This window comes from Allobosea sp. P4_E12 (assembly GCF_056401655.1).
In genome coordinates, this window is sequence record NZ_JBFUIY010000017.1 from 114,659 (window position 1) to 138,426 (window position 23,768).

Here is a 23,768-nt window from a genome sequence, read left to right on the forward strand (position 1 = left end):
CGTTACGGCGAAGTTTCAAGGATCATTCTGGCTAGGAATGCAGTCGATCTTGCGGGCATGTTTGGTTGATCCAAACTTTCATTCCTGCCGCCGATCCGCGCCTGCACAAGATTTGCGCAGCTCTCCCCAAACATCGCATCACCGTCAACCAACCCAGACGCCTCGACAATTGCGCTCAAGGCATGGCACGGCTGCACACGAAGCGCATGGTACTTTCGCGGGGCCCGGTCAACCTCCGATCGCGCAATGCAGACAAATTGATGAGAGACGCGACATGGATCAGGATAAACTCGCCAGGCTGAGAGCCCGCTATGCCGGCGCGAGCGGGGGCGACATCCACGACCCGCGCTTCGCCAAGGTCGCTGCCGACCAGTTCAAGGGCGACCGTCGGAAATGGCCCTTCTCCGACGTTGCGACCTTCATCAGCGCGCCCTACCAGCCCGATGCACTGAGCAAGCCCGATCTCGGCGGGCTCGACGTCGCGATCATTGGCCTGCCGATGGATCTCGGCGTCACGAACCGTGCCGGCACGCGGCTGGGGCCGCGCGCGGTCCGGGCCGTCGAGCGCATGGGGCCGATGGATCACGTCACCGGCATGGCGCCCTTCGGCCAGCTCAAGGTTGCCGATATCGGCGACGTGCCCTTCCGCTCGCGCTATTCGCTCGAGAGTTGCCACGAGGATATCGAAGCGACTTTCAAGACGATCGTGAAGGCCGGCGTCTCGACGCTTGCGGTCGGTGGCGACCATTCGATCACCTATCCGATCCTCAAGGCCGTCGGCGAGAAGCGCCCGGTCGGCATGGTTCATATCGACGCGCATTGCGACACGTCCGGGCCCTATGAAGGCTCGAAATTCCATCATGGCGGGCCATTCCGGCAGGCCGTACTCGATGGTGTGCTCGATCCCGAGCGCGTCATCCAGATCGGCATCCGCGGCGGCGCCGAGTATCTCTGGGAGTTCTCCTACGAGTCCGGCATGACCGTGATCCATGCCGATGAGGTCGACCGCATGGGGCTCGATGCGGTGATCGCAAAGGCGCTTGCCGTGATCGGCGACGGGCCGACCTATGTCTCCTTCGATGTCGATTCGCTCGACCCGGCCTTCGCGCCCGGCACCGGCACGCCCGAGGTCGGCGGCCTGACGCCGCGCGAGGCCCTTGCGATCCTGCGCGGCCTCAAGGGCCGCGATATCGTCGCGGCTGACGTGGTTGAAGTCGCGCCGCAATATGACGCGACCTCGAATACGGCCCAATGCGCGGCGCAGGTCCTGTTCGCCGAACTCTGCCTGATCGCCGAGGCGCGCGCTGCCGGCAAGGGCAGGCCGTGAAACGCAAGGCCGTCCAGCTCGACGCGATCGACCGCAGGATCGTCACGATCCTGCGCGCGGAGGGCCGCATCACCAATCAGGCGCTCTCGGAGCGGGTCGGCTTGTCCGCCCGCCCCTGCCTCGAGCGCGTGCGCAAGCTCGAAGCCTCGGGGCTGATCCTCGGCTATGGCGCGAGGCTGTCGCCGGAGATCGCGGGCCACGCCATCGTCGCCTTCGCGCAGATCTCGCTGCGCGACCACTCGGTCGGGCGGCGCGAACGGGTCGAGAAGGTCTTGAGGGCCTGTCCGGACGTGGTCGAGGTGCAGGTGGTCAGCGGCGAGGCGGATTATCTTGCCCGCATCGTCGCGGATTCACTGGCGGAGTATGAGGAACTGACGGGGACCTGGCTGGCCGATGCGCAGCTCGGCGTGGCCAAGATTGCCACCACCTTCGCACTGAAGGCGCTGAAGGACTTCGACGGATACCCCCTGGCGGAGCAGTAAGCAGCGCAGCGGGCGCCATGCCCTGAATTCATGGCGCCCTGCCCTACGCGCGATTGAGCCCTTGGGCTCTTGCGTCGAACGCATGTCGGAGACAATATATTGCAGCGCAGCGTGAACATCGCGCCGCAGCATCGCGCCTTCATCACCCGGACGAATTCCATGACCTCCTCCAGCACGGGAGCGGCTGTCGCGCGCCCAGCAGGATCGCTTGCCGCGCCGGCTCAACGCACCAGCCTCGTTCTGTTCGCATTGGCGATGGGTGGCTTCGCCATCGGGACGGCCGAATTCGCGGTCATGAGCCTGCTGCCCTATTTCTCAGTCGGCCTCGGCGTCGACGGGCCGACCGCCGGGCACGTGATCAGCGCCTATGCGCTCGGCGTCGTTGCCGGCGCCCCCGTCATCGCAGTGCTCGCGGCAAAACTCTCGCGGCGGACGCTGCTGATCGGGCTGATGGCGGCCTTCGCCATCACCAACGGCTTGAGCGCGCTTGCTCCCACCTATGGCTGGATGCTCGTCTTCCGCTTTCTCAGCGGCCTGCCGCACGGCGCCTATTTCGGCGTCGCAGCCCTGGTCGCCGCCTCGCTGGTGCCGAAGAACCGGCGTTCGCAGGCGGTCGCCCGCGTCATGCTGGGGCTGACGATCTCCACCATTCTCGGCGTGCCCCTCGCCAACTGGCTGGGCCTCGCGCTCGGCTGGCGCTGGGGCTTTGGCGTCGTTGCGGCCCTGGCCCTCCTCACCGTCATTCTGGTCGCGGCGTTCGCACCGAAGGACAGGCCGCAGCCCGGGGCGAGCCCGCTGCGCGAACTCGGCGCGCTTCGGCACAGGCAGGTCTGGCTGACGCTGGCGATCGGCGCGATCGGCTTCGGCGGCATGTTCGCGGTCTACACCTATGTCGCCTCGACACTGATGGAGGTCACGCATGTCGCGCCGGGCATGGTGCCGGTCGTGCTCGCCATCTTCGGGCTCGGCATGACCGTTGGCACGATCGTCAGTGCCTGGGCGGCGGACCGGGCCCTGATGCCGTCGGTCGGTGGCATCCTGCTCTGGAGCGCGGCCTCGCTCGCCCTGTTTCCGCTCGCCGCCGGCAATATCTGGACCGTCTCGATCGTGGTCTTCATGATCGGCTGTGGCGGCGGCCTTGGCACGCCTCTGCAAACCCGGTTGATGGATGTCGCGGAGGACGCGCAAACCCTCGCTGCCGCGTTGAACCACAGCGCCTTCAACCTCGCCAATGCGCTCGGCCCCCTGCTCGCCGGCATGGCGATTGCCTCCGGCTATGGCTGGACCTCGACGGGCTGGGTCGGCAGCGCGCTCGCGCTCGGTGGCTTCGCGATCTGGCTGCTGACGCTGTGGGACATGCAGGCCAGCGAGGCAGGCAGGGCAGCGCTCGCCCCGGGCGAATAGCGTCTCCAATAAGCCCCTGCCAAGCGTCCCGTCAGCGGGACGCTGGCGCTGCGATCAGACTCATGGCCGCAGGAATGGCCGCCCGCCCCTCGTCGAGGCGGTCGGTCAGGACATAGTACCAGTTGAAGCCGATATAGAGCGCGAGCCGCGTCTCGATCTCGCTTTCGGCAATCTCGCCTCGCCCGGCCGCAGCGGTGAAGAGCTTGCTCAGGTGGAGTGTCCGCTTCGGCAGGAATTTCAGGCGCAGGGCGTCGAGAGCGGCGCTGTTCGATTGGGCTTCGGCGATGAGGGCGCGAAAGGTCCGGCCTGATGGCGTTGCCGACCAGAAGTCCCAGAGCCCCTCGGTATAGGCGACCAGGTCCCCCGTCAGGTCCCCCGTCATCGGCTGCGTCAGCATAGACGCCTTCTCGGCGTCATAGACGTCCATGAGCAGATCGGCGCGCGTCTTCCACCACCGATAGATCGTCGGCTTGCCGGCACCCGCGCGCCGGGAGACGGCGTCGATCGAGAAACCCGCATAGCCCCCTTCAGCCAGCACGGCGCGGGCCGCGGCGAGAATCGCAGCCTCAGAGGCCGGACTGCGCTTGGCCCCAATCGAGGCGCGCCGTGGCGTGGGCTGATCGATCCCGCTCATGAGTGACGACGCGACTCCTTTATGTCATCCGCCTCTTGCATAACGAAACGGGCTGTGCATATCAATATATCGAAACGGTACGTTTCGTTTTGGAGAAGAGCATGTCTCAATCGTCATCACTCCCCGGCATCCTCGCCAGGCTTCGCTTCCTGGGCACGCTCATGGTCGGCGCCTATCTTCTCATCAACGCCCTGCTGAGCCTGCTTGCTCCCCTGACGGCCGGCTGGTCGACCTGGTCGGTCACCGCGCTGGCCGTGCCGCCCATGGTGCTCGGCATGGTCTATCTCGTCATACCGATCGCGCGTCGCGGCACGGCCTAGCCACGTCCATGCGGCGCTGGCGTGTCCGATTCTGTCGCTCACTCGACAGAATCGGCCGCCGATGGAGCTGATTCCAACACGAACCGGTCGTCTCGGCAGATTTACCCTCGCTGGAACGAGGGAGAACGACCATGGATGCAATCGCGCTCGAGCAGCAGGTCTGTGCCGCCAACTACGCGCCACTGCCGATCATGCTCTCACATGGCGAGGGTGTCTGGCTGACCGATACCTCCGGGGTGAAACGGCTCGACATGATGAGCGGCTATTCGGCCGTCAGCCTGGGCCACGGTCACCCGCGTATTCTCAAGGTCCTGAGCGAACAGGCGCGCAAGCTCGCGGTGACGAGCCGGGCCTTCCACTGCGAACCTCTCGGCCCCTTCCTCGAGAAGCTCTGCGCCGTATCGGGCCAGGACATGGCGCTGCCGATGAACACCGGCGCCGAGGCGGTCGAAACCGCCATCAAGGCGGCACGGCGCTGGGGCTACCGGGTCAAGGATATCGCCAGGGATCAGGCCGAGATCATCGTCGCCGCGGGTAATTTCCACGGGCGTACCACGACGATCGTCGGCTTCTCCTCCGAGAACAGCTATCGCGACGGTTTCGGCCCCTTCGCACCGGGCTTCGTGACGGTGCCCTTCGGTGATTCAGCGGCCGTCGAGGCGGCGATCACCCCCCGCACCGCCGCCATCATGATCGAGCCGATCCAGGGAGAGGCGGGCATCGTCATGCCGCCTGCGGGCTATCTCAAGCGGTTGCGCGAACTCTGCGACCGCCACAACGTCCTGCTGATCCTCGACGAGATCCAGTCCGGGCTCGGACGCACCGGGCGCTGGTTCGCGCATCAGCATGAGGGCATCCGAGCGGACGGCCTGATCGTCGGCAAGGCGCTTGGCGGCGGTGTCTATCCCGTCTCGGCCTTCCTTGCCTCTCGGGATGTCATGCGCCTGTTCGAGCCCGGCTCGCATGGCTCGACCTTCGGCGGCAACGCGCTCGCCGCCGCGATCGGGCTGGAGTCGCTCAAGATCATCGAGGAAGAGCGGCTGGTGCAGCGCTCCGCCGAACAGGGCGCTCACATGAAGCAGCGCCTTGCCGCGATGACCCGCGGTATCGCGCGGGACGTCCGGGGAGCCGGTCTGTGGATCGGCGTCGATATCGATCCGGCAGTGGGTTCCGCCAAGGCGCTCGTCAAGGCACTGGCCAGCGCCGGCGTGCTGACCAAGGAAACGCACGAGACGGTCATCCGATTCGCCCCGCCGCTGACGATCAGCCGGGCGGAACTGGACTGGGGACTCGACCGCTGCGAGGCAGTCTTTGCCGCGTTTGGCGGACAGCGCAGGGCCAGCGCAGCCTGAGCACGGTGTCGAAGCGCGCAGGCACAATCCGCGCGGAATCAGACAGGGGCATAAACAATCAATAAAATCAATGATTTGCGCTGCCTCCCCTTTAAGCGGCTTCGCTCAGAAAAGCTGCATGCCCCCACTTGCGGGCAGGGCACAGGATCGCACAATCTGTAAGCACAAGCCGGACACGGGAACTCGAAACGCCCGGCCGGTCAAACCTGTGGGAGGTACCATGAAAGGTTTCGTTCGTTTGATCGCCGCCGCTGTGCTGACGGCTGCCGGCGCCACTGGCGTCCTGGCCCAGGCAAAGGAGTGGAAGGAGATCCGGATCGGCACCGAAGGCGCCTATCCCCCCTTCAACAATCTCAACGCCAAGAAGGAACTCGAAGGCTTCGAGATCGACTACGCGAACATGCTTTGCGAGAAGATGAAGGTGAAATGCACCTGGGTGGTCCAGGACTGGGACGGCATCATCCCGGCGCTGCTCGCCAATAAATACGACATCATCATCGCCGGCATGAACGCCACCGATGAGCGCAAGAAGCAGGTCGACTTCACCGCGGTCTACACCAAGACCCCGATCTGGGCGATCAGCGCCAAGTCGGCTGGAACCGACATCTCGCCGGCAGCCCTGAAGGGCAAGGCCATCGGCACGCAGGGCTCGACCATCCACGCCAACTTCCTCGAGAAGTTCTACAAGGATTCGACCATCCGCCTGTACCCGACCCAGGAAGAGGCGAATCTCGACCTGGCGAATGGGCGGCTCGACTACATCATCGCCGACTCGCTCTCGCTCGAGGACTTCCTCAATGGCAAGGGCAAGGATTGCTGCAAGAAGGCGGCCGACGTTCCGCGTGACGCCACCATCCACGGCCCCGGCACGGCCGGCGCGGTGCGCAAGGCCGATGTTGAACTGAAGGCGATGTGGGACAAGGCGATCGCCGAATCGATCGCCGACGGCTCGCACAAGAAGATCCAGGACAAGTGGTTCAAGTTCCCTATCCTGTGACAATAGCCGGCTGACCGAACCCCGTCGGCGTGCCTCGCGCGCCGGCGGTGGTCCATTTCCCTCCCCTCGCCGGCTTATCCATGTTCGACAAACTCGCACTGCTCGGTTTCGGCGACGGCGGCTGGGGCCTCGCCCTGCTCCAGGGCGCCGGGATCACCATCGCAATCGCGCTGGCAACCCTGCCTTTCGGCCTGCTGCTGGGCCTGATCGTCGCGCTCGGCAAGCGCTCCGAGAACATTGTTCTGCGCTGGCTGGCCACGGTCTACACGACCGTTTTCCGCGGGGTGCCGGAGCTTCTGACGCTCTACATCATCTATTTCGGCATCCAGATCGTGCTGCAGAAGGCCTGGGTCTCGCTCGGCCTGCCCGGCAATTTCAGCATGCCACCCTTCGTCGCCGGCATGGTGGCGCTCGGCGTGGTGCTCTCCGCCTTCTCCAGCGAGGTCTGGGTCGGCGCCCTCAACTCGATCCAGAAGGGCCAGCGCGAGGCCGCCGCCGCGCTCGGCCTGAGCAAAGGGCAGGCCTTCCGCCTCGTGGTCTTCCCCCAGCTCATCCGGGTGGCGCTGCCCGGCTTGGGCAATAACTGGATGGTGCTGCTGAAGGAGACCTCGCTGGTCTCGGTCATCACCCTGCCCGACATCATGTTCATCACCACCCGCGCCAATGTCGCGACCAAGGAACCGTTCCTGTTCTTCGGTGCGGCGATGCTGATCTACCTGTTCTTCTCGCTGATCTCGGCCTGGGGCGTCGGGCGTCTCGAGATCCGCGCCAATCGCGGCTTTGCTGCCTTTGGTGGAGCGACGCGATGAGCTGGTGCGAATATCCGGGCTATCTCTTCGGCAGCGAGGTTTTCCAGAACTACGGCTGCCGGATGGCGAGCGGCCTGTGGGTGACCTTCGAGCTGGTCATAATCTCGGTCGCGATCGGCTTTGTGCTGGCACTCGGGCTCGCCATCGCACGGCTTTACGGGCCGCGCTGGGCCAAGGCCGCGATCAACGGCTACACCACCTTCTTCCGCGGCACGCCGCTGCTGTGCCAGCTCTTCCTGGTCTATTACGGGCTCGGCCAATTCCGGCTGTTCTGGCAGGATGTCGGGCTGTGGTGGTTCTTCCGGGAGCCGTTCTACTGCGCGCTGCTGACCTTCACCGTGAACACGGCCGCCTATCAGGCCGAAATCCTGCGCGGCGCCATCCAGTCGATCCCGCGCGGCCAGTTCGAAGGCGCCATGGCGCTCGGGCTGCATCGCTGGTCGACCTTGCGCCTTGTGATCATGCCCCAGGCGATGATCCTGGCGCTCAGGCCACTCGGCAACGAGCTGATCGTGATGATCAAGGCCAGCGCAATCGCCTCGCTCGTCACGCTGTTCGACCTCATGGGCGCGACAAGGCTCGCCTTCGCCCGGTCCTTCGATCTCACGATCTATCTCTACGCCGCGCTGATCTATCTTCTTCTGGTCGAGGTGATCCGGCGGGTCTGGGACCGGCTGGAACTCAGGCTGACGCGGCATATGGCGCTACGCTGAGCGGGGCGCGCCGCGCGCCCCCTCTCCATTCCTGACAAAGTGCCTTGGCGTCCGCGCGACTTCCCCCTACGGGTCGCGCGCGCTACAGGCCGAAGCGAAACCAGAACCTATCAGCGGAGCGGAACATGGCTAAGGTTGCCTTCCTCGGTCTCGGCGTCATGGGCTACCCCATGGCCGGCCATCTCAAGGCCAAGGGCCACGACGTCACCGTCTATAACCGCAACGCGGCCAAGGCCCAGGCCTGGGTGGCGCAGCATGGCGGCAGATCCGCCCCGACACCGGCCGAGGCGGCCAGGGGCCAGGAGATCGTCTTCGCCTGCGTCGGCAATGACGACGATCTGCGCTCCGTGACCACCGGCGAAGCCGGAGCCTTTGCGGGCATGGCGATGGGCGCTGTCTTCGTCGACCACACCACGGCCTCGGCTGGCGTCGCCCGCGAACTCGACGCGGCCGCGAAGGCCGGCGGCTTCGGCTTCATCGATGCACCGGTCTCCGGTGGCCAGGCCGGCGCCGAGAACGGCGTGCTGACCGTGATGTGCGGCGGCGCCCCGGAAACCTATGCCCGGGTCGAGCCGGTGATCGGTGCCTTCGCGCGGATGTGTAAGCTGATGGGCCCGGCCGGCTCTGGCCAGCTCACCAAGATGGTCAACCAGATCTGCATCGCCGGACTGGTGCAGGGGCTGTCCGAGGGCATTCATTTCGCCAAGCGCGCCGGCCTCGATGTCGAGTCCATGCTGGAGGTGATTTCCAAGGGTGCCGCCGGCTCGTGGCAGATGGAGAACCGCGGCAAGACCATGAATGCCGGGAAATTCGACTTCGGCTTCGCCGTCGACTGGATGCGCAAGGACCTCGACATCGTGCTCGAGGAGGCGCGTCGCAACGGCGCCCAGCTCCCGGTCACCGCGCTGGTCGACCAGTTCTATGCCGAAGTCCAGAAGATGGGCGGCAGGCGCTGGGATACGTCCAGCCTGATTGCGCGCCTCGAGGATTGAGCGGGGCTCTCCGCGTTCACAGGACCAGCCGCGCCACCTCCTCGCGCAACACCGGCAGAAGCTCCGCCTCGAACCAGGGATTGCGCTTCAGCCAGGCGTTGTTGCGCCAGGAGGGATGCGGCAGCGGCAGCACGCGGGGGCGGCGCGGCTCCGCCAGGATCGCGCGCCAGCCCGCGACCGTGGCGGAGAGATTGGCGCCCGCCTTCGCGCCGAGATGCCAGGCCTGCGCATAGCGGCCGATGGCGAGCACGAGCTCGACCTGCGGCATCGCCGCAAGCACGCGTGAGCGCCAGATCGGTGCGCATTCGCGGCGCGGCGGCAGATCCCCGCCCTGCGCGTCGAGCCCCGGGAAGCAATGGCCCATCGGCACGACCGCGACCCTGGCTGCGTCGTAGAACGCCGCTTCGTCGAGCCCGAGCCATTGCCGCAGCCGGACACCGGACGGATCGGTGAACGGCTTGCCGCTGGCATGGACGCGGGTGCCCGGCGCCTGGCCGGCAATGCAGAGCCTGGCCGTCGGCGAGGCCTGGATCACCGGGCGCGGCTCATGCGGAAGCGGCGGCTGGAAGCGCGGCTCGTCGCGACAGATGCGGCAGGCAGCCAGTTTCTGCAGCACCGCGGCGAGCGTTTCCGATGGGCGCTCCCGATCCGACTTCATCGCGCCGCCAGACGGGACGGCTCCCCGCGCCGCTGCGAGATCAGGCCGTCGCAGGTCCAGATCTTGGCGCTGGTCGCATAGCCATGCGGGTCACCCGCTTCGATGGTGGCGATGCCGTTGATGCGGCCGCTCGGCCGGTTGCGCAGGACATAGAGGCCTCCGCTGCGCTCGACCGTGAAGCAATAGGTGCGACGCTGCTCGGGCGGTCCGTAGTAATAGCAGACCGCGTCCGGTGTGGTCGTCCAGCAGGCGTCGCGGTTCGGCACGTGCCGGTTATGTCCGCTCGCCCGGCCGTCGGCGTGATGGTACTCGCTGAACGGCATGCCGTTATTGTAGCGGCCGCTGACGGTATTGCCTTCGAAGACACGGCGGATGTCCTCGCCGCTCAGGCGCTCCGCGGCCGTCACCGGAGAGTTGGCGGCGGCCTGAAGCATGAGCGCGGCCGCAAGGAGCAGCAGACGCATCATCGCGAGGCAAGCCTGCGCCGTGACATCGGGACCTCAGGTGCCCGCGAGATCAGGCCGTCGCAATACCAGGGCTCCCCCTTGTCGGAATGCCCGCGCGGATTGCCGGGCTCGATCGTGGCAAGAGCATTGATCTGCCCGTTCGAGACATTGCGCAGGACATAGAGCCGATCCGTCAGCTCGACCGTGAAGCAATGCACCGTGCGGTCGCTGGGAGGGCCATAGTAGTAGCAGACCTGATCCTCCTTCGTGATCCAGCAGGCATCCTTGTTCGGCTGCCAGCCATTATGGCCGAGTGCGCGGCCATCCGGCTCATGATACTCGGTGAAGAACCCGCCATTGGTGTAGCGGCCGCTCACCGTGTTGCCCTCGAAGGCTCGCTTGATCGCCTCGCCGTTCAGCCGTTCGGCCGCGACGGAGGGCTGGACCAGCACCAGCAGCGCCAGAATGGCGAAGACCGGTCGCATCAGGCCTTCCAGCTTGGCCGCGCAGACACTTCGTCATGCCACCGGCGGATGTTGACGCATTCCTCAGGCAACCGAACCCGGGACGGCTTCATGAAGTCGACGGCGATGCCTCCAGTGATATCGGCCACCGTGAACCGATCCCCGGACAGGAAGCGGCTACCCGCGAGCTGGAGCTCCATGATCAGGAGGTGGTCATCGATCTGCTCGCGGCTGGCCTCGGCCCATTCCGGCACCTGATGCTCGAGCTCCGCCATCGACGGGTGGCTGTGCCGGAAGACAGACATGACACTGCTGAACAGGCCCAGCTCGACGCGCCGGTTCCACATCTCGATCTGCGCCTGTTCCTTGGCATCCCCACCGAAGAGCACGGGTTGGGGATGCAGGCTTTCGAGATAGCGGCAGATCGCAATCGTCTCGGCAAGCGCCGTTCCATCGTCGAGCATGAGCACCGGCAGGCGCTTCAGCGGGTTGATGCGGGCGAATTCGGGCGTGAGGTGTTCCTTCCGGGTGATATCGACCGGCACGAGCTCCGGCAGGGGAACGCCCTTCTCTGCGAAGAAGATGCGGACCCGCCGCGGATTGGGCGCGCGCCCGCCATCATAGAGCTTCATCGTCAACCTCATCGGAAACCGCGTGCGAACCCGACCATGGCGGAGGTCCGGCGGTCAACCATTTCAAACCCATTCGTGATGGCGCAGCCATGCGCGCTAGAGTCGCCCTGCGTCCGTTCGGACGCAGGATCGGCGATCCAGCTCCTTGCTTAAGCATCGGATTTTCCGAAAGCCGGATTCCACTTTTCGGTCCAATGCTCTACCGCGGATGAGCCTTGCGCCACGCCTCCGGCCGCTCGAACTGCAGCGCCCAGATGCCGCGCCCGGCGGCTCGCGCCTCGTCTTCCTCGCTGCGATAATCACCATAGGCGACGGCATGGCCCTGCCGCACCATCGCGGCGTTGATATCGGTCTCGCCCTGCCTGCAGCGTGCGAGGCCGCGGCCGTAGCGATCGACCCGGCCGATGTCGCAGGTGACGAGACCGCGCCCGATCAGCGCCAGCAGGGCACGGCGGGCGGCACGGCCGCAATCCACATCCCTGCCCGCGCTGTCGCGACAGCTCTGGCGGAATTCCGGGGCATCGATGCCTTCGAGCCTGAGCTCTTCGCCATTCAGCCGCAGCGAATCGCCATCGATCGCCTGGGCGGCTCCGGCAAGCATGCGGGCGGGGCCAAGCTTGTATTGCAGGACAGCGCCGGCAATCGCCAGCAGGCCGAGCAGCCCGAGTGCGACGACCAGATCGACCGGGCGGCTGACGCGGCGCCAGCCGAAAGGTCCATACCGAGATCGTCCGAATCCGAAGCGCGCCATCAGTAAGAGCTTAACGATTTCGAGACCATAATGGCGAGCCGGGCGTGCAGGGTCTGCCGCCGGAAGAGGTACATGCGTTCCGATTATGGCGGAAGTGACGGCCGAACAGATCCAGCGAGGGCGCGGTCCCGACCCTACGGCGTTGGCGCGGCGCAAGCTCGTCACGCGCGAGGTCAAGTCCGTGCGCGAGCGGCTGACCTCGACGACCGGCCTCGAACGCGCCTTCGACTACGAATTGCTGCGGGTCTTCGCCCAGTATCGGATGCACGGCTCGGTCGGCGCGCTGGTCCTGGCGTTGTGCATCGCGACCGCCGCTTGCCTCTGGGTCCCGGCTTACCAGGTCACCACCTGGCTCGGCATCGTCATCCTGGCCTCGGCGGTCATGGTCCTGCTTTGCCGCCGCTTCCTGGCGCAGCCGGCCGGCGAGGTGAATATTCGGCGCTGGCGCCGCCTGCTGCCGGCGGCGGAAGCCTTTCACGGCCTGTCCTGGACGCTGATCCTCGTCCTGTTCGCGCAGGTCGACGGACCGGGCGCCAAGGTCTTCGTGATGACGACGCTGCTCGTCGTCAGCGCGCTGACCGTGATGCTGGCGGCGACGATCCCGCTTGCGGTGTATTCCGGGCTGGGGCCGGTCACCATCGGCATCACGCTGTTCTTCTGGGGCCGCTCCGACATCGACAGCGTCACCATGGCGCTGATGGCGGCATCGGCCCAGCTCTTCTTCATCTTCCTCGCCCACCGGCTCTATTCGAGTTCGGTCGCAACCATCGAGTTCCGCGCCGAGAAGGACGCGCTGATCGCCGAGCTCGAGACTGCGACCGCGAATTCCGACGAGGCGCGCCGCAAGGCCGAAGAGGCCAACCTCGCCAAATCCCGCTTCCTCGCCACGATGAGCCATGAGCTGCGGACGCCGCTCAATGCCATTCTCGGCTTCTCCGAGGTGATGAAGAACGAGATCTTCGGCGTTCACGCCAACCCGGCCTACAAGGAATATTCGGGCGACATCCACGGCTCGGGCCAGCATCTGCTCAACCTGATCAACGAGATTCTCGATCTCTCGCGGATCGAGGCCGGCAAATACGCGCTGAACGAGGAGGCCCTCAGCCTGGCAGGCGTGGTCGACGAATGCCGGCACATGCTGAAGCTGCGCGCCAAGGCCAAGGGGCAAACGATCCGCGAGGCGGCCGAGCCCGATCTGCCGAAGGTCTGGGCGGACGAGCGCGCGATCCGGCAGGCGGTGCTCAACATCCTGTCCAACGCGATCAAATTCACGCCGCAGGGCGGCGACATCACCATCAAGGTCGGCTGGACGGCGAATGGCGGACAATATGTCTCGGTCACGGACACCGGGCCGGGCATTCCCGAGGATGAAATCCCGATCGTGCTGCAGACCTTCGGGCGCGGTTCGCTCGCCATCAAGACCGCCGAACAGGGCTCCGGCCTGGGGCTACCGATCGTGAAGGGGCTGCTCGATCTCCATAATGGCGGCTTCCATCTGAAATCCAGGCCGCGCGCCGGCACGGAAGTGACGATCACCCTGCCGCCCGAGCGCGTGATGGACACGCTGGCGGCGCTGCCCGAGCCGGCACGATCGGCGGCTTAGGCGCGCGCACGGGATGCGCTCGCCAGAGCGGAGTTCCGATCGGATGGAACGAGGCCGCCGAGACTGCCCGGTTCCATCACGCAGATCGCCGGAACGGCCTCCCCGCTCGCGAAGGGAGAGAGAATGAGCGCTGCCATGGCGCGCGATCCGCCACGCTGCCGGGGCAGGTGGTGGGGCATATCTGAGGGGCTGCCGCGCCAACCGTGACAGCATCCGAAGCGATCACTTTGACGCTCCCGGCAAGTCCAGCAGTCACCGCTCGCCCAGCTGGCTTCAAGTAGAAAATCGATACCGCAACCGCCCATTAAGGATTAAAATGGCGGCTACGCCCTTGTTTCACGGCGGGTAGGAGGGAATGACGGCTCGCGGCGCCCATGGCCGTTGGAGCTCCCCTCGAGCGATACAGAGCTTCATACGGCAAGCGCAGCGGACGGCACCCCACAGCTGTCACGCGTGGATTTCGCGGTGCGAGCCATCAAGCGTGAAACACCGGAGAAAGTGCCTTGAAGTAAAGGGAGGGCGCCATGCCCATCCAGATCCCGAGTGATTTCCGCCGCGTGATCGTCGCTGCATCGGTGGGGAATGTCATCGAATGGTATGACTTCTACATATTCGGCAGCCTGGCCGCCATTCTGTCGGTCAAGTTCTTCGAGCAGAGTCATCCGGTCGCGGCATTACTGAGCACGATCGCGCTGTTTACCGCCGGTTTCCTGATCCGTCCGCTGGGAGCATTCCTCTTCGGATGGATGGGCGATCGGGTCGGCCGCAAATACACCTTCCTCGTTACGCTCAGCGGAATGGGGCTGGGCACCGGGGCGATCGGGTTGATCCCGACCTACGACTCCATCGGTCTGACTGCCGCATTCATTCTCTTCGGTTTGCGGATCATCCAGGGCCTGTGCCTGGGTGGCGAATATGGCGGCGCCATCACCTATGTCGCCGAGCATGTTCCGGACGAGCGCCGCGGCTACTACACGGGCTGGCTGCAAACCTCCCCGACGCTCGGGATCGTGGTGTCGCTCATCGTGATCATCGCGACCCGCACCTATTTCGGCGAGGCGACGTTCAAAGCATGGGCTTGGCGCGTTCCATTCTTGATATCCTTCCTTCTGGTCGCCGTCGCAATCTACATCCGGCTCCAGCTCCAGGAGACGCCGATCTTCGAGGCGATCAAGGCCAGGGGACAGATGACCAGGAACCCCTGGAAGGAAGCCTTTCTCAGCTCCAACATCAAATATGTCGGGATCGCCACCCTCGTGCTGATCGGACAGGGAGTGGTCTGGTACAGCGGCCAGTTCTGGGCGTTGTATTTCCTGCAGCAGGTTTCAAAGCTGGACCCGCTGACCTCGTCCTACATCGTGGGAGCAGCGCTGCTCCTCGCAACCCCGAGCTTGATCTTCTTCGGCTGGCTATCCGACATCATCGGCCGCAAGCCAGTGATCCTGGGCGGCATGCTGCTCGCCGCGATCACGTACTATCCGCTGTACCTGTGGCTGGGAACGGTCACGCGACCCGGCAATGTCCACTTTCCGACCGCGATCTTCATCATCTTCATCCTCGTTTGCTATGTCGGGATGGTGTACGGGCCGGTCGGGGCCTTCCTCGCCGAATACTTCCCCGCCAGGATCCGGTACACGTCGGTATCGGTTCCCTATCACATCGGAAATGGCTGGGGTGGTGGATTGGTGCCATTCATCACGTCGGCGGCCTTCGCGGCGACCGGGAGCGTCGGCTACGCGTTGATCTACCCGATCGCCGTCCCGGCCGTGTGCTTCGTGCTCTGCCTCTTCCTGATGCCGGAAACGCGCCAGATCAGTATCTGGGAACCCTTCGAGACGAAGGCCGCAACCTGACGAGGTCGCGCATTTGCGGGGCTGCCCGGGCCCCGCACGGCGCGCTCAGGGCCTGAGTTCGAGACGAGCCTTGGGAGCAACGCTGCCGTCAGGCTCCCGCAGTTTCAGTCCTTCTTCGAGACCTGCGCCTGATCGAAGGTCGCCATGCCGGAATGGATGGCGGCGGCGGCCTTGACGAGGCTTGCCGCAAGCGCCGCCCCCGTGCCCTCGCCGAGCCGCATCTCGAGCGCCAGCAGCGGCTGCTTGCCGAGCCGGAGCAGCGCTTCGCGATGGGCGCCCTCGGCAGAGAGATGGCCGGCAAGGCAATGGTCGATCGAGGACGGTTCGATGGCATGCAGGACGGCAGCGGCGGCAGTGACGACATAGCCGTCGAGGATCACCGGGATGCGCTGCAGCCGGGCGGCGATGATCGCGCCGCAAATGGCTGCGATCTCGCGACCGCCGAGGCGGCGCAGCACTTCCAGCGGGTCGCCCAGATGCGCGGCGTGGAAAGCGAGGCCCGCTTCGACAGCGGCAATCTTGCGATTCAGACCGTCATCGTCGACGCCGGTGCCGCGCCCGCACCACATCGCAGCGCCGCCGCCATAGAGCGCCGCGTAGATCGCAGCCGCTGACGTGGTGTTGCCGATGCCCATCTCGCCGAGGCAGAGCAGATCGGCCCCGCCGGCAAGCGCCTCCATGCCGAAGGCCATGGTCGCGACGCAGGCCTTCTCGTCGAGCGCATCACCTTGCGTGAAATCGCCGGTCGGCAGGTCGAGGGCCAGGTCAAAGACCTTGAAGCCGAGATCGAAGGCCGCGCAGATCTGGTTGATCGCAGCGCCGCCGGCGGCAAAATTCTCCAGCATCTGGCGCGTTACCGCCTGCGGATAGGCCGAGACGCCCTGCGCCACGACACCGTGATTCCCGGCGAAGACGCAAACCAGCGGCCGGTCGACGCGCGGGGGCGCCTTGCCTTGCCAGGCTGCAAGCCATTCGGCGATCTCCTCCATGCGGCCGAGGCTGCCGGCGGGCTTGGTAAGATCCTTGTCTCGGGCCCGCACAGCATTGGCGGCACCCATATCGGGGCCGGGCATGTTGGCGATGAGATTGCGGATGTCGTCGAAGGGAAGGCCGGAAGCGGGCATCGCTGGATGTCTCGCGAAAGATGGAATCGGGCGGGATGCGGCGTGGCCGCCGGGTTGCCGCTGCTGCTATAGGCTTGGACGGCGGAAGACAATCGAGGATACCGAGACCGCATGGCCGACGCCCCTCTCGACATCTCGGAGTTGCCGGCCGGCCGGCCGCATTGGCCGGGCTGGCTGATCGCGACTGCGATCTGCATCCGTTTCTATTCGCGTCTTCCGGTGCCGCGCCTGCCCGGCGAGGATTCAGCGCATGGCCTGCCGGATTTCAGGCTGGTGCCGCGCGCCGTACCGCTGGCTGCGCTCGTCATCGCTTTGCCCGCAACGCTTGTCCTCCTAGCTGCTGGCGCGGCCGGCATCAGCCCGCCGCTGGCAGCAGCGCTTGCCGTCACGGTCGCGGCACTGACGACGGGTGCTTTCCACGAGGACGGCCTTGCCGACACCGCCGACGGGCTGTTCGGAGGGCATACGCCGGAACGGCGGCTGGAGATCATGAAGGACAGCCGCGTCGGCACCTTCGGGGCGATGGCGCTGGGGCTCTCCCTGCTGCTGCGGGTGACGGCACTTGCGGCCATTCTCCAGGCGCTCGGATCTCTGGCTGCAGCCGCCGCGCTGCTGATCGCGGCGCCATGGTCGCGCGCCACTGCGCTCTATCTGCTCGCCACCGAGCCCCCTGCCCGGAGCTCCGGCGCCTCGGCTGCGGTTGGCCAGCCCACCGCCGCAACGGCCTGGACAGCGCTGGCGCTTTCGGTCGCGTTCGCCGTCGCAGGGACACTGGCCACCGGGCTGCCGGGTACGGGCCTTGCGCTTGGCCTGGCGCTATCCGTGCTCGTCCTGGCGGGGCTCGCCCGGCTCGGCCGCCGCCTGATCGGCGGCCAGACCGGCGATATTCTGGGTGCAGCACAGCAACTCGCCGAGATCGCGCTCACCTGCGGCTTCGCCTTCGCGCTGGGCTCTGCCTGGCAATGAGCGGCGCCTCCAGCCCCTGCGTGCAGATCTGTGTGATCGACCCCGTATCGCGGCTCTGTGAAGGCTGCCTGCGAACGCTTCAGGAGATCGCCGACTGGTCGCGGCTGAGCGAGCCCGAGCGGCTGGCCATCATGGCCGAATTGTCTCGCCGCAAGATTCCGTCGGACCGGTCGAGCCAGCCGACAGGCTAGACCATCGGCTTTCCCGAGAACCGCAATCCACTTTTCGGGCCGGTGCTTTAAGCCTCGGCTTCGCGCCCCAGCCGCTGCAAGGCATCGCCGGTCAGCCGATAGAAGATCTTGTCGGGATGCGGCGCAGCCCCGAGCGCCTCGTAGAAGCCCCTCAGGCCAAGATCATCGCGCGCCGCCGTCCAGTCGATGCGCTGGAAGCCGCGTTCGAGCGCCAGCCGCGCCAGCCCCCGCATCAGCGCCTTCCCCGAACCGCTGCCGCGCGCGGACGCCGCGACATAGAGCTCCTTGAGGAAGAAGCCAGGCTGGAGGCCTGGCCCGGGATAGATCGCAGCGACGGCGGCAAAGCCGGTGATCGTGGCGTGCTCCACCGCCAGCAGGATCTCGGTGCCGGCGGGTCGATCGCGAAGCCCTGCCAGAATGGCCTCGGGCGCAGGGCACGGCACCGCGTAGTGGCCCTGCATCTCCACGAGCACGGCCATCAGCCCGGGATGGTCAGCCGGTGTCGCCAGTCGGGTCGTGACCATGCGCGCCCTCGCCCCGCATGCAGCTCGCCGGATCGATCAGAACAGCAGCGACCAGATGAAGCGGCTCGCGACGAAGAGCAGGAAGATGCCGAAGACGACCTCCAGCTTGCGCTTGGAGAGCCGATGCGCCAGCCGCGCTCCGATCGGGGCCGTCCAGATGCTGGTCGGGATGAAGAGCAGGAAGCCGATGAAGGAGACGTAGCCGAGCGAGAGCGGCGGCAAAACGTCCATCTTCGGCCAGCCGGCATAGATATAGCCCAACGCGCCCGGGATCGAGATCAGCACGCCGAGGCCCGAGGAGGTCGCCACGGCCTGATGGATCGGTCGGCCATAAAACGTCATGAACAGGCTGGAGAGCTGACCGCCGCCAATGCCCATCAGCGCAGAGAGCACGCCGATGATGCCACCATAGACCGTCATCAGCCCCTTGCCCGGCATGTCATCGCCGAGCTTCCAGCGGTCCGAGGCGAAGAGCAGGCGGATCGCGCTCACCACGGCGACCGCGACGAAGATGATCTTGAACAGGTCGGGCGGCGCATAGCGCGCGATATAGCTGCCGCCCATGACGCCGAGCACGACCGGGACCGCCCAGACCTTGAGAATGTCGAGATCGACGAGCCCCTTGGCCCGGTGGGCGTTGAAGGAGCGGATCGAGGTCGGGATGATGATCGCGAGCGAGGTGCCGACGCAAAGCGGCATGCGCACCTCCTCCGGCACGCCGATGACGCGGAAGACCTCGTAGAGGATCGGCACGATGACCGCGCCGCCGCCGACGCCGAAGAGCCCGGCGAGAACACCGGTGACCGCACCGGCCAGAACCAGCGACACGGCAAGAAAGGCGAGATCGCCCAAGGGGATTCCAGCAATCATAGAAACAATCCGTTGGCGGCGGGCGGCCACCTCTGGGCGATTTTGCGCGCCGGGGCAAGGCTTGCGCGGCAAGGCCGCTATGTCTGCGGCAGTTTCGGTGATTGTATGGCCCTGGGGCGCACAGGGGACTGCCTGTCCATGCCGCTGCTGCAATCCCGCTCGCAAGCGGCAGAGGCTCGACCGGTTGCTGCAGTGTTGGCAGTGCTGAGTGCGGCCTTAAGTCTAGCCTGACAGGAAAGGACAATATTCGCACGGAGACGAAGGCCACAGGGTCGGGGGGATATCTCATCAAAAGCCACTCAGGGAGGTTAAAGATGACAGATCAACTGACTGACACGCAGCAACGCCCGGAGCTCTCACGGAGACATCTCATCGCTGCGATGGGAACCGGCGCGCTCGCCATGGCGACGAACCCAGCCCTCGCCCAGGCCCCGTCCGGCCCGGTCGGACCGCCCAGCACGATTACCAGCCCGCCCCGGGATTTCAGCCGCAACGGCGCCCCGACAACCTATTTCACCGATCCCGACGTCCTCGCGGTCGACCCGGTGTTCAACAATTATGCCCAGCCCAACAGCGCGATCCAGCGGCTCTGGACCGGCGCGCTCTGGGCCGAAGGACCGGCCTGGAACGCGCAGGGTCGCTATCTGGTCTGGAGCGACATCCCCAACAATCGGCAATTGCGCTGGCTGGAAGATGACGGACGGGTCAGCATCTTCCGCACACCGTCAGGCAACAGCAATGGCAACAGCTTCGACTTCCAGGGCCGCCAGCTCTCCTGCGAGCACCTGAACCGCCGCGTCGTGCGCTATGAGCTCGACGGGTCGGCGACCGTGCTCGCCGACAGTTTCGAGGGCAAGAAACTGAACTCGCCCAATGATATCGTTGCCCATCCCGACGGCAGCTACTGGTTCACCGATCCGCCCTATGGCGGCCAACTCTACGAGGGCGCGCCGGACGCCGCCGGAGGTCCGAGCAACCCGAGTGGGCGGCTCAATCCGCGGCTCGGCCAGCTCGCCGGCATCGGCATGGCCAAACGCGAACTGCCGACGAACTGTTATCGCATCGACCCGTCCGGCCGCATCGACCGCGTCGTCACCGAGGAACAGGTGCCGGACCCGAACGGGCTCTGCTTCTCGCCTGATTTCAAGAAGCTCTACGTTGTCTCGACCGGAAAGGGGCCGGGCGATACCGGCCCCGGCGGCAAGGGCGACATTCATGTCTTCGATGTCGGTGCCGACAACAAGCTTGGCAATCAGAAGCTCTTCTCCGATTGCATGCTCGACGGCGTGAAATGCGGGCCCGACGGGATACGCAGCGATGTCGACGGCAATCTCTGGGTCTCGAGCAATGCCGGCCGCGCCGTCGGCTATAATGGCGTGCAGGTGTTCAACCCGGCGGGCAAGCTGATCGGGCGCATCCGCCTGCCGGAGGTCTGCGGCAATATCTGTTTCGGCGGACCGAAGCGAAACCGCCTGTTCATGGCAGCGAGCCAGTCGATCTACGCGGTCTATGTCAATACGCAGGGCGCCGGGCCGGGCTGACCTCTTACCGTCTCGCGCTATTGCATCGGCCCGAAAAGTGGATTGCGGTTTTCGGAAAAGCCGATGCAAACACAAAGGGTTAGATCATCGGACCGGATACGATTTCCGGTCCGATGATCTAGCCGTCGCAGCTGCGGCAGCTAGCGCGCAACCGGAGCCGGCGCGCCGGCCTCGTGGTGCTGGTCCGGGCCGCCACCAACGCCACGCAGCATCACGACCGCAAAGAGGCCGGCAAGGACCGCAATCGCCGAACAGAGCCCCGCCGTGATGGCGAAGGAGCGTGTGAAGGCCGCACGCGCCGTCGCAAGCAGGTCTGCCCCGGCTGTCCCCGCGACCTCCTTTGCAATGGTCAATGCGCCACCGAGCGTATCACGCGCAGCAGCGGCCGCCTCCGGCGACACGCCCGACGGCACGGCCAGGCCCATCTGATAGCGATACAGCGCAGTCAGGACGCTTCCGAGGATGGCGATGCCGAGAGCGCCGCCGAACTCGGCGCTCGTTTCGGACAGGCCCGACGCCGTGCCGGCGCGCTCGGGCGGAACGCTGCCGACCACGAGATCGGTCGTCAGCGTGACGATCGGCGCGAGCCCCAGCGAGAGCAGAACCGTCCCGGCGACGATGATCATGGGGCCTTCGACATGGCTGATCCCGGCCAGCGTCGCAAAGCCCAACGCGGTCAACGTGAAGCCGCCCGCCATGACATGCGCAGGGCTCGCGCTGCCGACGATACGGGGCGCGAACATCGATCCCAGGATGAAACCAAGCGCAGAGGGCAGGGACCAGAGCCCGGCCTCCAGCGGCTTCATTCCCAGCACGAGCTGCAGATACTGACCGGTGAAGAGGAAGCTGCTGAAGGCGATGAAGAAGCCGAGGATGTTGACCGTCAGTGAAGCGCTGAAGGCCCTGGAGCGAAACAACGCCAGATCGACCAACGGTTCGGCCAGGCGCACCTGGCGGCGCAGGAAGAGGCCGGCAAGCGCCATCCCAGCCAGGATCGCCATGATGGGCAGCCAGCCCAGGCCATCCTCGGCAATCCGCTTCAACCCGTAGATCACGGCCAGCACGGAAACGAGCGACATGGCGGCGCTTGCAAGATCGAGCCTGCCGGCATTCGGGTCGCGGAATTCCGGCAGCAGCACGGGGCCGAGCAGGAGCAGCAGCACCATCACCGGCACATTGATCAGGAAGACCGAGCCCCACCAGAAATGCTCGAGCATGATGCCGCCGACCAGCGGGCCGATCGCGCCGCCCGCCGAGAAGCTGGCGATCCAGATGCCGATGGCCGCGGTCCGCTGGCGCGGATCGAGGAACATGTTGCGGATCAGGGAGAGCGTCGAGGGCGCGAGCGTCGCCCCCGCCACACCCAATGCGGCGCGCGCCGCGATCAGCGTGCCGGCGCTATTGGCGAAAGCGGCCAGGATCGATGCGAGGCCGAACGCCGCCGCACCGATCAGTAGCAGCCGGCGCCGGCCGATCCGGTCTCCCAGCGTGCCCATGGTGATCAGGCAGCCGGCGATCATGAAGCCGTAGATATCGACGATCCAGAGCAGTTGCGAGGCACTGGGCCTGAGTTCCGCGCTGAGCTGCGGCACAGCGAGATTCAGGACCGTCAGATCCATCGAATAGAGCAGGCAGGGCAGCGCGATGACGGCAAGGCCGATCCATTCGCGCCGACCGGCCTGAGGGGCTTGATCGTGCATCGTTATTGAAGGCTCCGGAGGCGTTGCCGCCCCTTGGTGATGATGTCCCTTGAGCTCGCCCGGCTCTGTCAGGAGAAGAGCTGCTCCAGCTTGACCAGCGAACCTGTCCAGCCATGCACATGGCGGCCGGCCGCGGCCTCGTCGTAGAACTGCTCGTGAAGCAGCGTCAGGATGGTGACATCCCCGTCCGGCTTGAGGGTCACCGTCACGCGTGAGACGCGCTCCGGCGTCGAGATCCAGGCCCAGCTGAAGACGAGGCGCTCATTTTCGACGACCTCGTGATACTCGCCGGACACGTGATGCAATTGACCATCACTGCCGCGCATCGAGATGCGATAATGGCCGCCGACGCGCGCATCGATCTCCGCCTTCTCGGCCCGGACATTCTCCGGCCCGAACCAGCGCGCGAGCAGTTCCGGTTGCGTCCAGGCGCGGTAGACCTCCGCCGGCGTCGCATTGAGCCGCCGCTTCATCGTCAGGCTGGGCGCGGTCTCGACCTTCTTGTCCATGATTATCCTCCGGTCGATCGATCAGGTCTTGTCGCTGGTCTTGCATGGTGGCGCGCCGCGATCAGGCTCCCGATCCTTGCGCGGGCGGTTGAAATAGGCCTCGAGCGCATCGAGTTTCTCACGCCAGAAGCGCTCGTAGCGGCGCAGCCACCCCATAGCTTCCTCCATCGGTGCGGCGTTCAGGCGGCACGATACCGTGCGGCCTGTCTTTTCCCGCGTGATCAGCCCGGCATCCGACAGCACGTCGAGATGTTTCATGATGGCCGGCAGCGTGACCGGAAAGGGTCGCGCTAGGTCACTGACCGAGACGGAATCCACCCCTTCGAGCCGCGCCAGAAGCGCCCGCCGCGTCGGGTCGGCCAAAGCGGCAAAGGTGCGGTCGAGCGACGGCTCTTGATACTTAACCATTGAGTTAAGTTTAGGCATCGATTCAGGCAGCGTCAAGCGCTCGTGACCAAGGGGCAGGAGACGCGGCTACGAGGCGCCTACTCCATCCAGCGCCACGCCGGCACACTCAATCCGGCACATAGCGCCGGGACAGTTCGTTGCGATCGTCATAGGACGCTTCAAAGATGGATGCGGCCAGGGTGGCGCGTACGTGCAGGATTCCGGCGCCGACATTCCTGAAGCCATGGCGGGCGCCTGCCGGAATCAGCACCGACTGATTGGCCGTCACGGTCCGGGTCTCGTCGCGCAGGGTGATCTCGGCCGTGCCCTCGATCACTTCGAGCACCTCCTCGACGGCGTGGAGATGCATCGGCGCGCCCAGGCCGGGCTCGCAATATTGCTCGAAGATGCAGAGCTGCCGGCTCTCGACCCGTGCCGAAACGCGCATCAGCGTCCTCACCCCGTCGCGCCAGTGTTCCTGCGGCTGAGTGGCGTGATCGAGGATATCCATGGCGCTGC

The 23,768-nt window shown here is 65.8% G+C and carries 27 protein-coding genes; 14 read left to right on the forward strand and 13 right to left on the reverse strand.

Features of this window, described 5'->3' with window-relative positions:
* Positions 1-274: 274 nt before the first annotated feature.
* From speB to AC1DW9_RS21735, 3 genes are all read left to right on the forward strand, one after another.
* Positions 275-1,327, forward strand: a complete 1,053-nt coding sequence (gene speB / locus AC1DW9_RS21725; RefSeq protein WP_441489204.1) for an agmatinase — start codon at positions 275-277, stop codon at positions 1,325-1,327.
* Positions 1,324-1,809 carry an Lrp/AsnC family transcriptional regulator gene (locus tag AC1DW9_RS21730; protein WP_069877198.1) on the forward strand — a complete coding sequence of 162 codons (486 nt, stop codon included), beginning with the start codon at positions 1,324-1,326 and terminating at the stop codon, positions 1,807-1,809. The genes speB and AC1DW9_RS21730 overlap by 4 nt, the downstream gene beginning before the upstream one ends.
* Before the next feature lie 159 nt (positions 1,810-1,968).
* The gene (locus AC1DW9_RS21735; protein ID WP_441506666.1) at positions 1,969-3,213 is read left to right on the forward strand and encodes an MFS transporter; all 1,245 of its coding nucleotides are present in this window, start codon (positions 1,969-1,971) and stop codon (positions 3,211-3,213) included.
* Positions 3,214-3,244: 31 nt separating this feature from the next.
* On the opposite strand, the gene AC1DW9_RS21740 is transcribed toward AC1DW9_RS21735, so the two are convergent.
* Positions 3,245-3,847, reverse strand: coding sequence for a TetR/AcrR family transcriptional regulator (locus AC1DW9_RS21740; RefSeq protein WP_441489203.1), 603 nt, complete (start codon positions 3,845-3,847; stop codon positions 3,245-3,247).
* A 101-nt stretch (positions 3,848-3,948) separates the two neighbouring features.
* Here AC1DW9_RS21740 and AC1DW9_RS21745 point away from each other — a divergent pair, with 101 nt between their 5' ends.
* The 6 genes from AC1DW9_RS21745 to AC1DW9_RS21770 all read left to right on the forward strand — a co-directional run bounded on the left by AC1DW9_RS21745 (position 3,949) and on the right by AC1DW9_RS21770 (position 9,030).
* Complete coding sequence (locus AC1DW9_RS21745; protein ID WP_441489202.1) at positions 3,949-4,167, forward strand: hypothetical protein; 219 nt, start codon at positions 3,949-3,951, stop codon at positions 4,165-4,167.
* Positions 4,168-4,298: 131 nt separating this feature from the next.
* Positions 4,299-5,519 (forward strand): ornithine--oxo-acid transaminase, encoded by a 1,221-nt coding sequence (gene rocD / locus AC1DW9_RS21750; protein WP_441506575.1) that lies wholly within the window; start codon positions 4,299-4,301, stop codon positions 5,517-5,519.
* 220 nt (positions 5,520-5,739) lie between these two features.
* Positions 5,740-6,516 carry a transporter substrate-binding domain-containing protein gene (locus tag AC1DW9_RS21755; RefSeq protein ID WP_441489200.1) on the forward strand — a complete coding sequence of 259 codons (777 nt, stop codon included), beginning with the start codon at positions 5,740-5,742 and terminating at the stop codon, positions 6,514-6,516.
* An 80-nt stretch (positions 6,517-6,596) separates the two neighbouring features.
* Positions 6,597-7,325: an ABC transporter permease gene (locus AC1DW9_RS21760; RefSeq protein WP_069877202.1), complete on the forward strand. Its 729-nt coding sequence runs from the start codon at positions 6,597-6,599 to the stop codon at positions 7,323-7,325.
* Positions 7,322-8,038, forward strand: a complete 717-nt coding sequence (locus AC1DW9_RS21765) for an ABC transporter permease (protein ID WP_441506576.1) — start codon at positions 7,322-7,324, stop codon at positions 8,036-8,038. The genes AC1DW9_RS21760 and AC1DW9_RS21765 overlap by 4 nt, the downstream gene beginning before the upstream one ends.
* 125 nt (positions 8,039-8,163) lie before the next feature.
* The gene (locus AC1DW9_RS21770; RefSeq protein ID WP_476775659.1) at positions 8,164-9,030 is read left to right on the forward strand and encodes an NAD(P)-dependent oxidoreductase; all 867 of its coding nucleotides are present in this window, start codon (positions 8,164-8,166) and stop codon (positions 9,028-9,030) included.
* Positions 9,031-9,046: 16 nt separating this feature from the next.
* Here the strand turns inward: AC1DW9_RS21770 and AC1DW9_RS21775 are convergent, their stop codons facing one another.
* From AC1DW9_RS21775 to AC1DW9_RS21795, 5 genes are all read right to left on the reverse strand, one after another.
* A complete protein-coding gene (locus AC1DW9_RS21775; protein ID WP_476775658.1) occupies positions 9,047-9,688 on the reverse strand; it encodes a uracil-DNA glycosylase family protein in 642 nt (213 codons plus the stop codon).
* On the reverse strand, positions 9,685-10,155 hold the full coding sequence (locus tag AC1DW9_RS21780) for a hypothetical protein (RefSeq protein WP_441506579.1): 471 nt from the start codon (positions 10,153-10,155) through the stop codon (positions 9,685-9,687). The genes AC1DW9_RS21775 and AC1DW9_RS21780 overlap by 4 nt, the downstream gene beginning before the upstream one ends.
* Positions 10,152-10,619 carry a hypothetical protein gene (locus AC1DW9_RS21785; protein ID WP_441506580.1) on the reverse strand — a complete coding sequence of 156 codons (468 nt, stop codon included), beginning with the start codon at positions 10,617-10,619 and terminating at the stop codon, positions 10,152-10,154. The genes AC1DW9_RS21780 and AC1DW9_RS21785 overlap by 4 nt, the downstream gene beginning before the upstream one ends.
* A complete protein-coding gene (locus tag AC1DW9_RS21790) occupies positions 10,619-11,230 on the reverse strand; it encodes a glutathione S-transferase family protein (protein WP_441489195.1) in 612 nt (203 codons plus the stop codon). The genes AC1DW9_RS21785 and AC1DW9_RS21790 overlap by 1 nt, the downstream gene beginning before the upstream one ends.
* A gap of 199 nt (positions 11,231-11,429) precedes the next feature.
* Positions 11,430-11,981: a thermonuclease family protein gene (locus AC1DW9_RS21795; RefSeq protein ID WP_441489194.1), complete on the reverse strand. Its 552-nt coding sequence runs from the start codon at positions 11,979-11,981 to the stop codon at positions 11,430-11,432.
* 85 nt (positions 11,982-12,066) lie between these two features.
* Between AC1DW9_RS21795 and AC1DW9_RS21800 the strand changes: the two genes are divergently transcribed.
* Both AC1DW9_RS21800 and AC1DW9_RS21805 read left to right on the forward strand, forming a co-directional pair.
* Positions 12,067-13,584 carry a sensor histidine kinase gene (locus tag AC1DW9_RS21800; RefSeq protein ID WP_441489193.1) on the forward strand — a complete coding sequence of 506 codons (1,518 nt, stop codon included), beginning with the start codon at positions 12,067-12,069 and terminating at the stop codon, positions 13,582-13,584.
* Positions 13,585-14,108: 524 nt separating this feature from the next.
* A complete protein-coding gene (locus AC1DW9_RS21805) occupies positions 14,109-15,437 on the forward strand; it encodes an MFS transporter (RefSeq protein ID WP_441506581.1) in 1,329 nt (442 codons plus the stop codon).
* Between the two features lie 104 nt (positions 15,438-15,541).
* On the opposite strand, the gene cobT is transcribed toward AC1DW9_RS21805, so the two are convergent.
* Positions 15,542-16,561: a nicotinate-nucleotide--dimethylbenzimidazole phosphoribosyltransferase gene (gene cobT / locus AC1DW9_RS21810; protein ID WP_441489191.1), complete on the reverse strand. Its 1,020-nt coding sequence runs from the start codon at positions 16,559-16,561 to the stop codon at positions 15,542-15,544.
* A 111-nt stretch (positions 16,562-16,672) separates the two neighbouring features.
* On the opposite strand from cobT, the gene AC1DW9_RS21815 reads away from it, so the two are divergent.
* Together AC1DW9_RS21815 and AC1DW9_RS21820 are read left to right on the forward strand one after the other, a co-directional pair.
* Positions 16,673-17,527, forward strand: a complete 855-nt coding sequence (locus AC1DW9_RS21815) for an adenosylcobinamide-GDP ribazoletransferase (protein WP_441506582.1) — start codon at positions 16,673-16,675, stop codon at positions 17,525-17,527.
* Positions 17,524-17,718 carry a DUF1289 domain-containing protein gene (locus AC1DW9_RS21820; RefSeq protein ID WP_441506583.1) on the forward strand — a complete coding sequence of 65 codons (195 nt, stop codon included), beginning with the start codon at positions 17,524-17,526 and terminating at the stop codon, positions 17,716-17,718. The genes AC1DW9_RS21815 and AC1DW9_RS21820 overlap by 4 nt, the downstream gene beginning before the upstream one ends.
* 47 nt (positions 17,719-17,765) lie before the next feature.
* Here AC1DW9_RS21820 and AC1DW9_RS21825 read toward each other — a convergent pair whose 3' ends face one another.
* Together AC1DW9_RS21825 and AC1DW9_RS21830 are read right to left on the reverse strand one after the other, a co-directional pair.
* Positions 17,766-18,242 carry a GNAT family N-acetyltransferase gene (locus AC1DW9_RS21825; RefSeq protein ID WP_441506584.1) on the reverse strand — a complete coding sequence of 159 codons (477 nt, stop codon included), beginning with the start codon at positions 18,240-18,242 and terminating at the stop codon, positions 17,766-17,768.
* A gap of 36 nt (positions 18,243-18,278) precedes the next feature.
* The gene (locus tag AC1DW9_RS21830) at positions 18,279-19,112 is read right to left on the reverse strand and encodes a sulfite exporter TauE/SafE family protein (RefSeq protein ID WP_441489187.1); all 834 of its coding nucleotides are present in this window, start codon (positions 19,110-19,112) and stop codon (positions 18,279-18,281) included.
* 314 nt (positions 19,113-19,426) lie between these two features.
* Between AC1DW9_RS21830 and AC1DW9_RS21835 the strand changes: the two genes are divergently transcribed.
* The gene (locus tag AC1DW9_RS21835) at positions 19,427-20,653 is read left to right on the forward strand and encodes an SMP-30/gluconolactonase/LRE family protein (protein ID WP_441506585.1); all 1,227 of its coding nucleotides are present in this window, start codon (positions 19,427-19,429) and stop codon (positions 20,651-20,653) included.
* A gap of 140 nt (positions 20,654-20,793) precedes the next feature.
* Here the strand turns inward: AC1DW9_RS21835 and AC1DW9_RS21840 are convergent, their stop codons facing one another.
* From AC1DW9_RS21840 to AC1DW9_RS21855, 4 genes are all read right to left on the reverse strand, one after another.
* Positions 20,794-22,353 carry an MFS transporter gene (locus AC1DW9_RS21840; protein ID WP_441506586.1) on the reverse strand — a complete coding sequence of 520 codons (1,560 nt, stop codon included), beginning with the start codon at positions 22,351-22,353 and terminating at the stop codon, positions 20,794-20,796.
* Positions 22,354-22,421: 68 nt separating this feature from the next.
* Positions 22,422-22,862: an SRPBCC family protein gene (locus AC1DW9_RS21845; protein ID WP_441506587.1), complete on the reverse strand. Its 441-nt coding sequence runs from the start codon at positions 22,860-22,862 to the stop codon at positions 22,422-22,424.
* 21 nt (positions 22,863-22,883) lie between these two features.
* Positions 22,884-23,306 carry an ArsR/SmtB family transcription factor gene (locus AC1DW9_RS21850; RefSeq protein WP_441506588.1) on the reverse strand — a complete coding sequence of 141 codons (423 nt, stop codon included), beginning with the start codon at positions 23,304-23,306 and terminating at the stop codon, positions 22,884-22,886.
* 70 nt (positions 23,307-23,376) lie between these two features.
* Positions 23,377-23,760, reverse strand: coding sequence for a cupin domain-containing protein (locus AC1DW9_RS21855; protein ID WP_441489182.1), 384 nt, complete (start codon positions 23,758-23,760; stop codon positions 23,377-23,379).
* Positions 23,761-23,768: the final 8 nt, after the last annotated feature.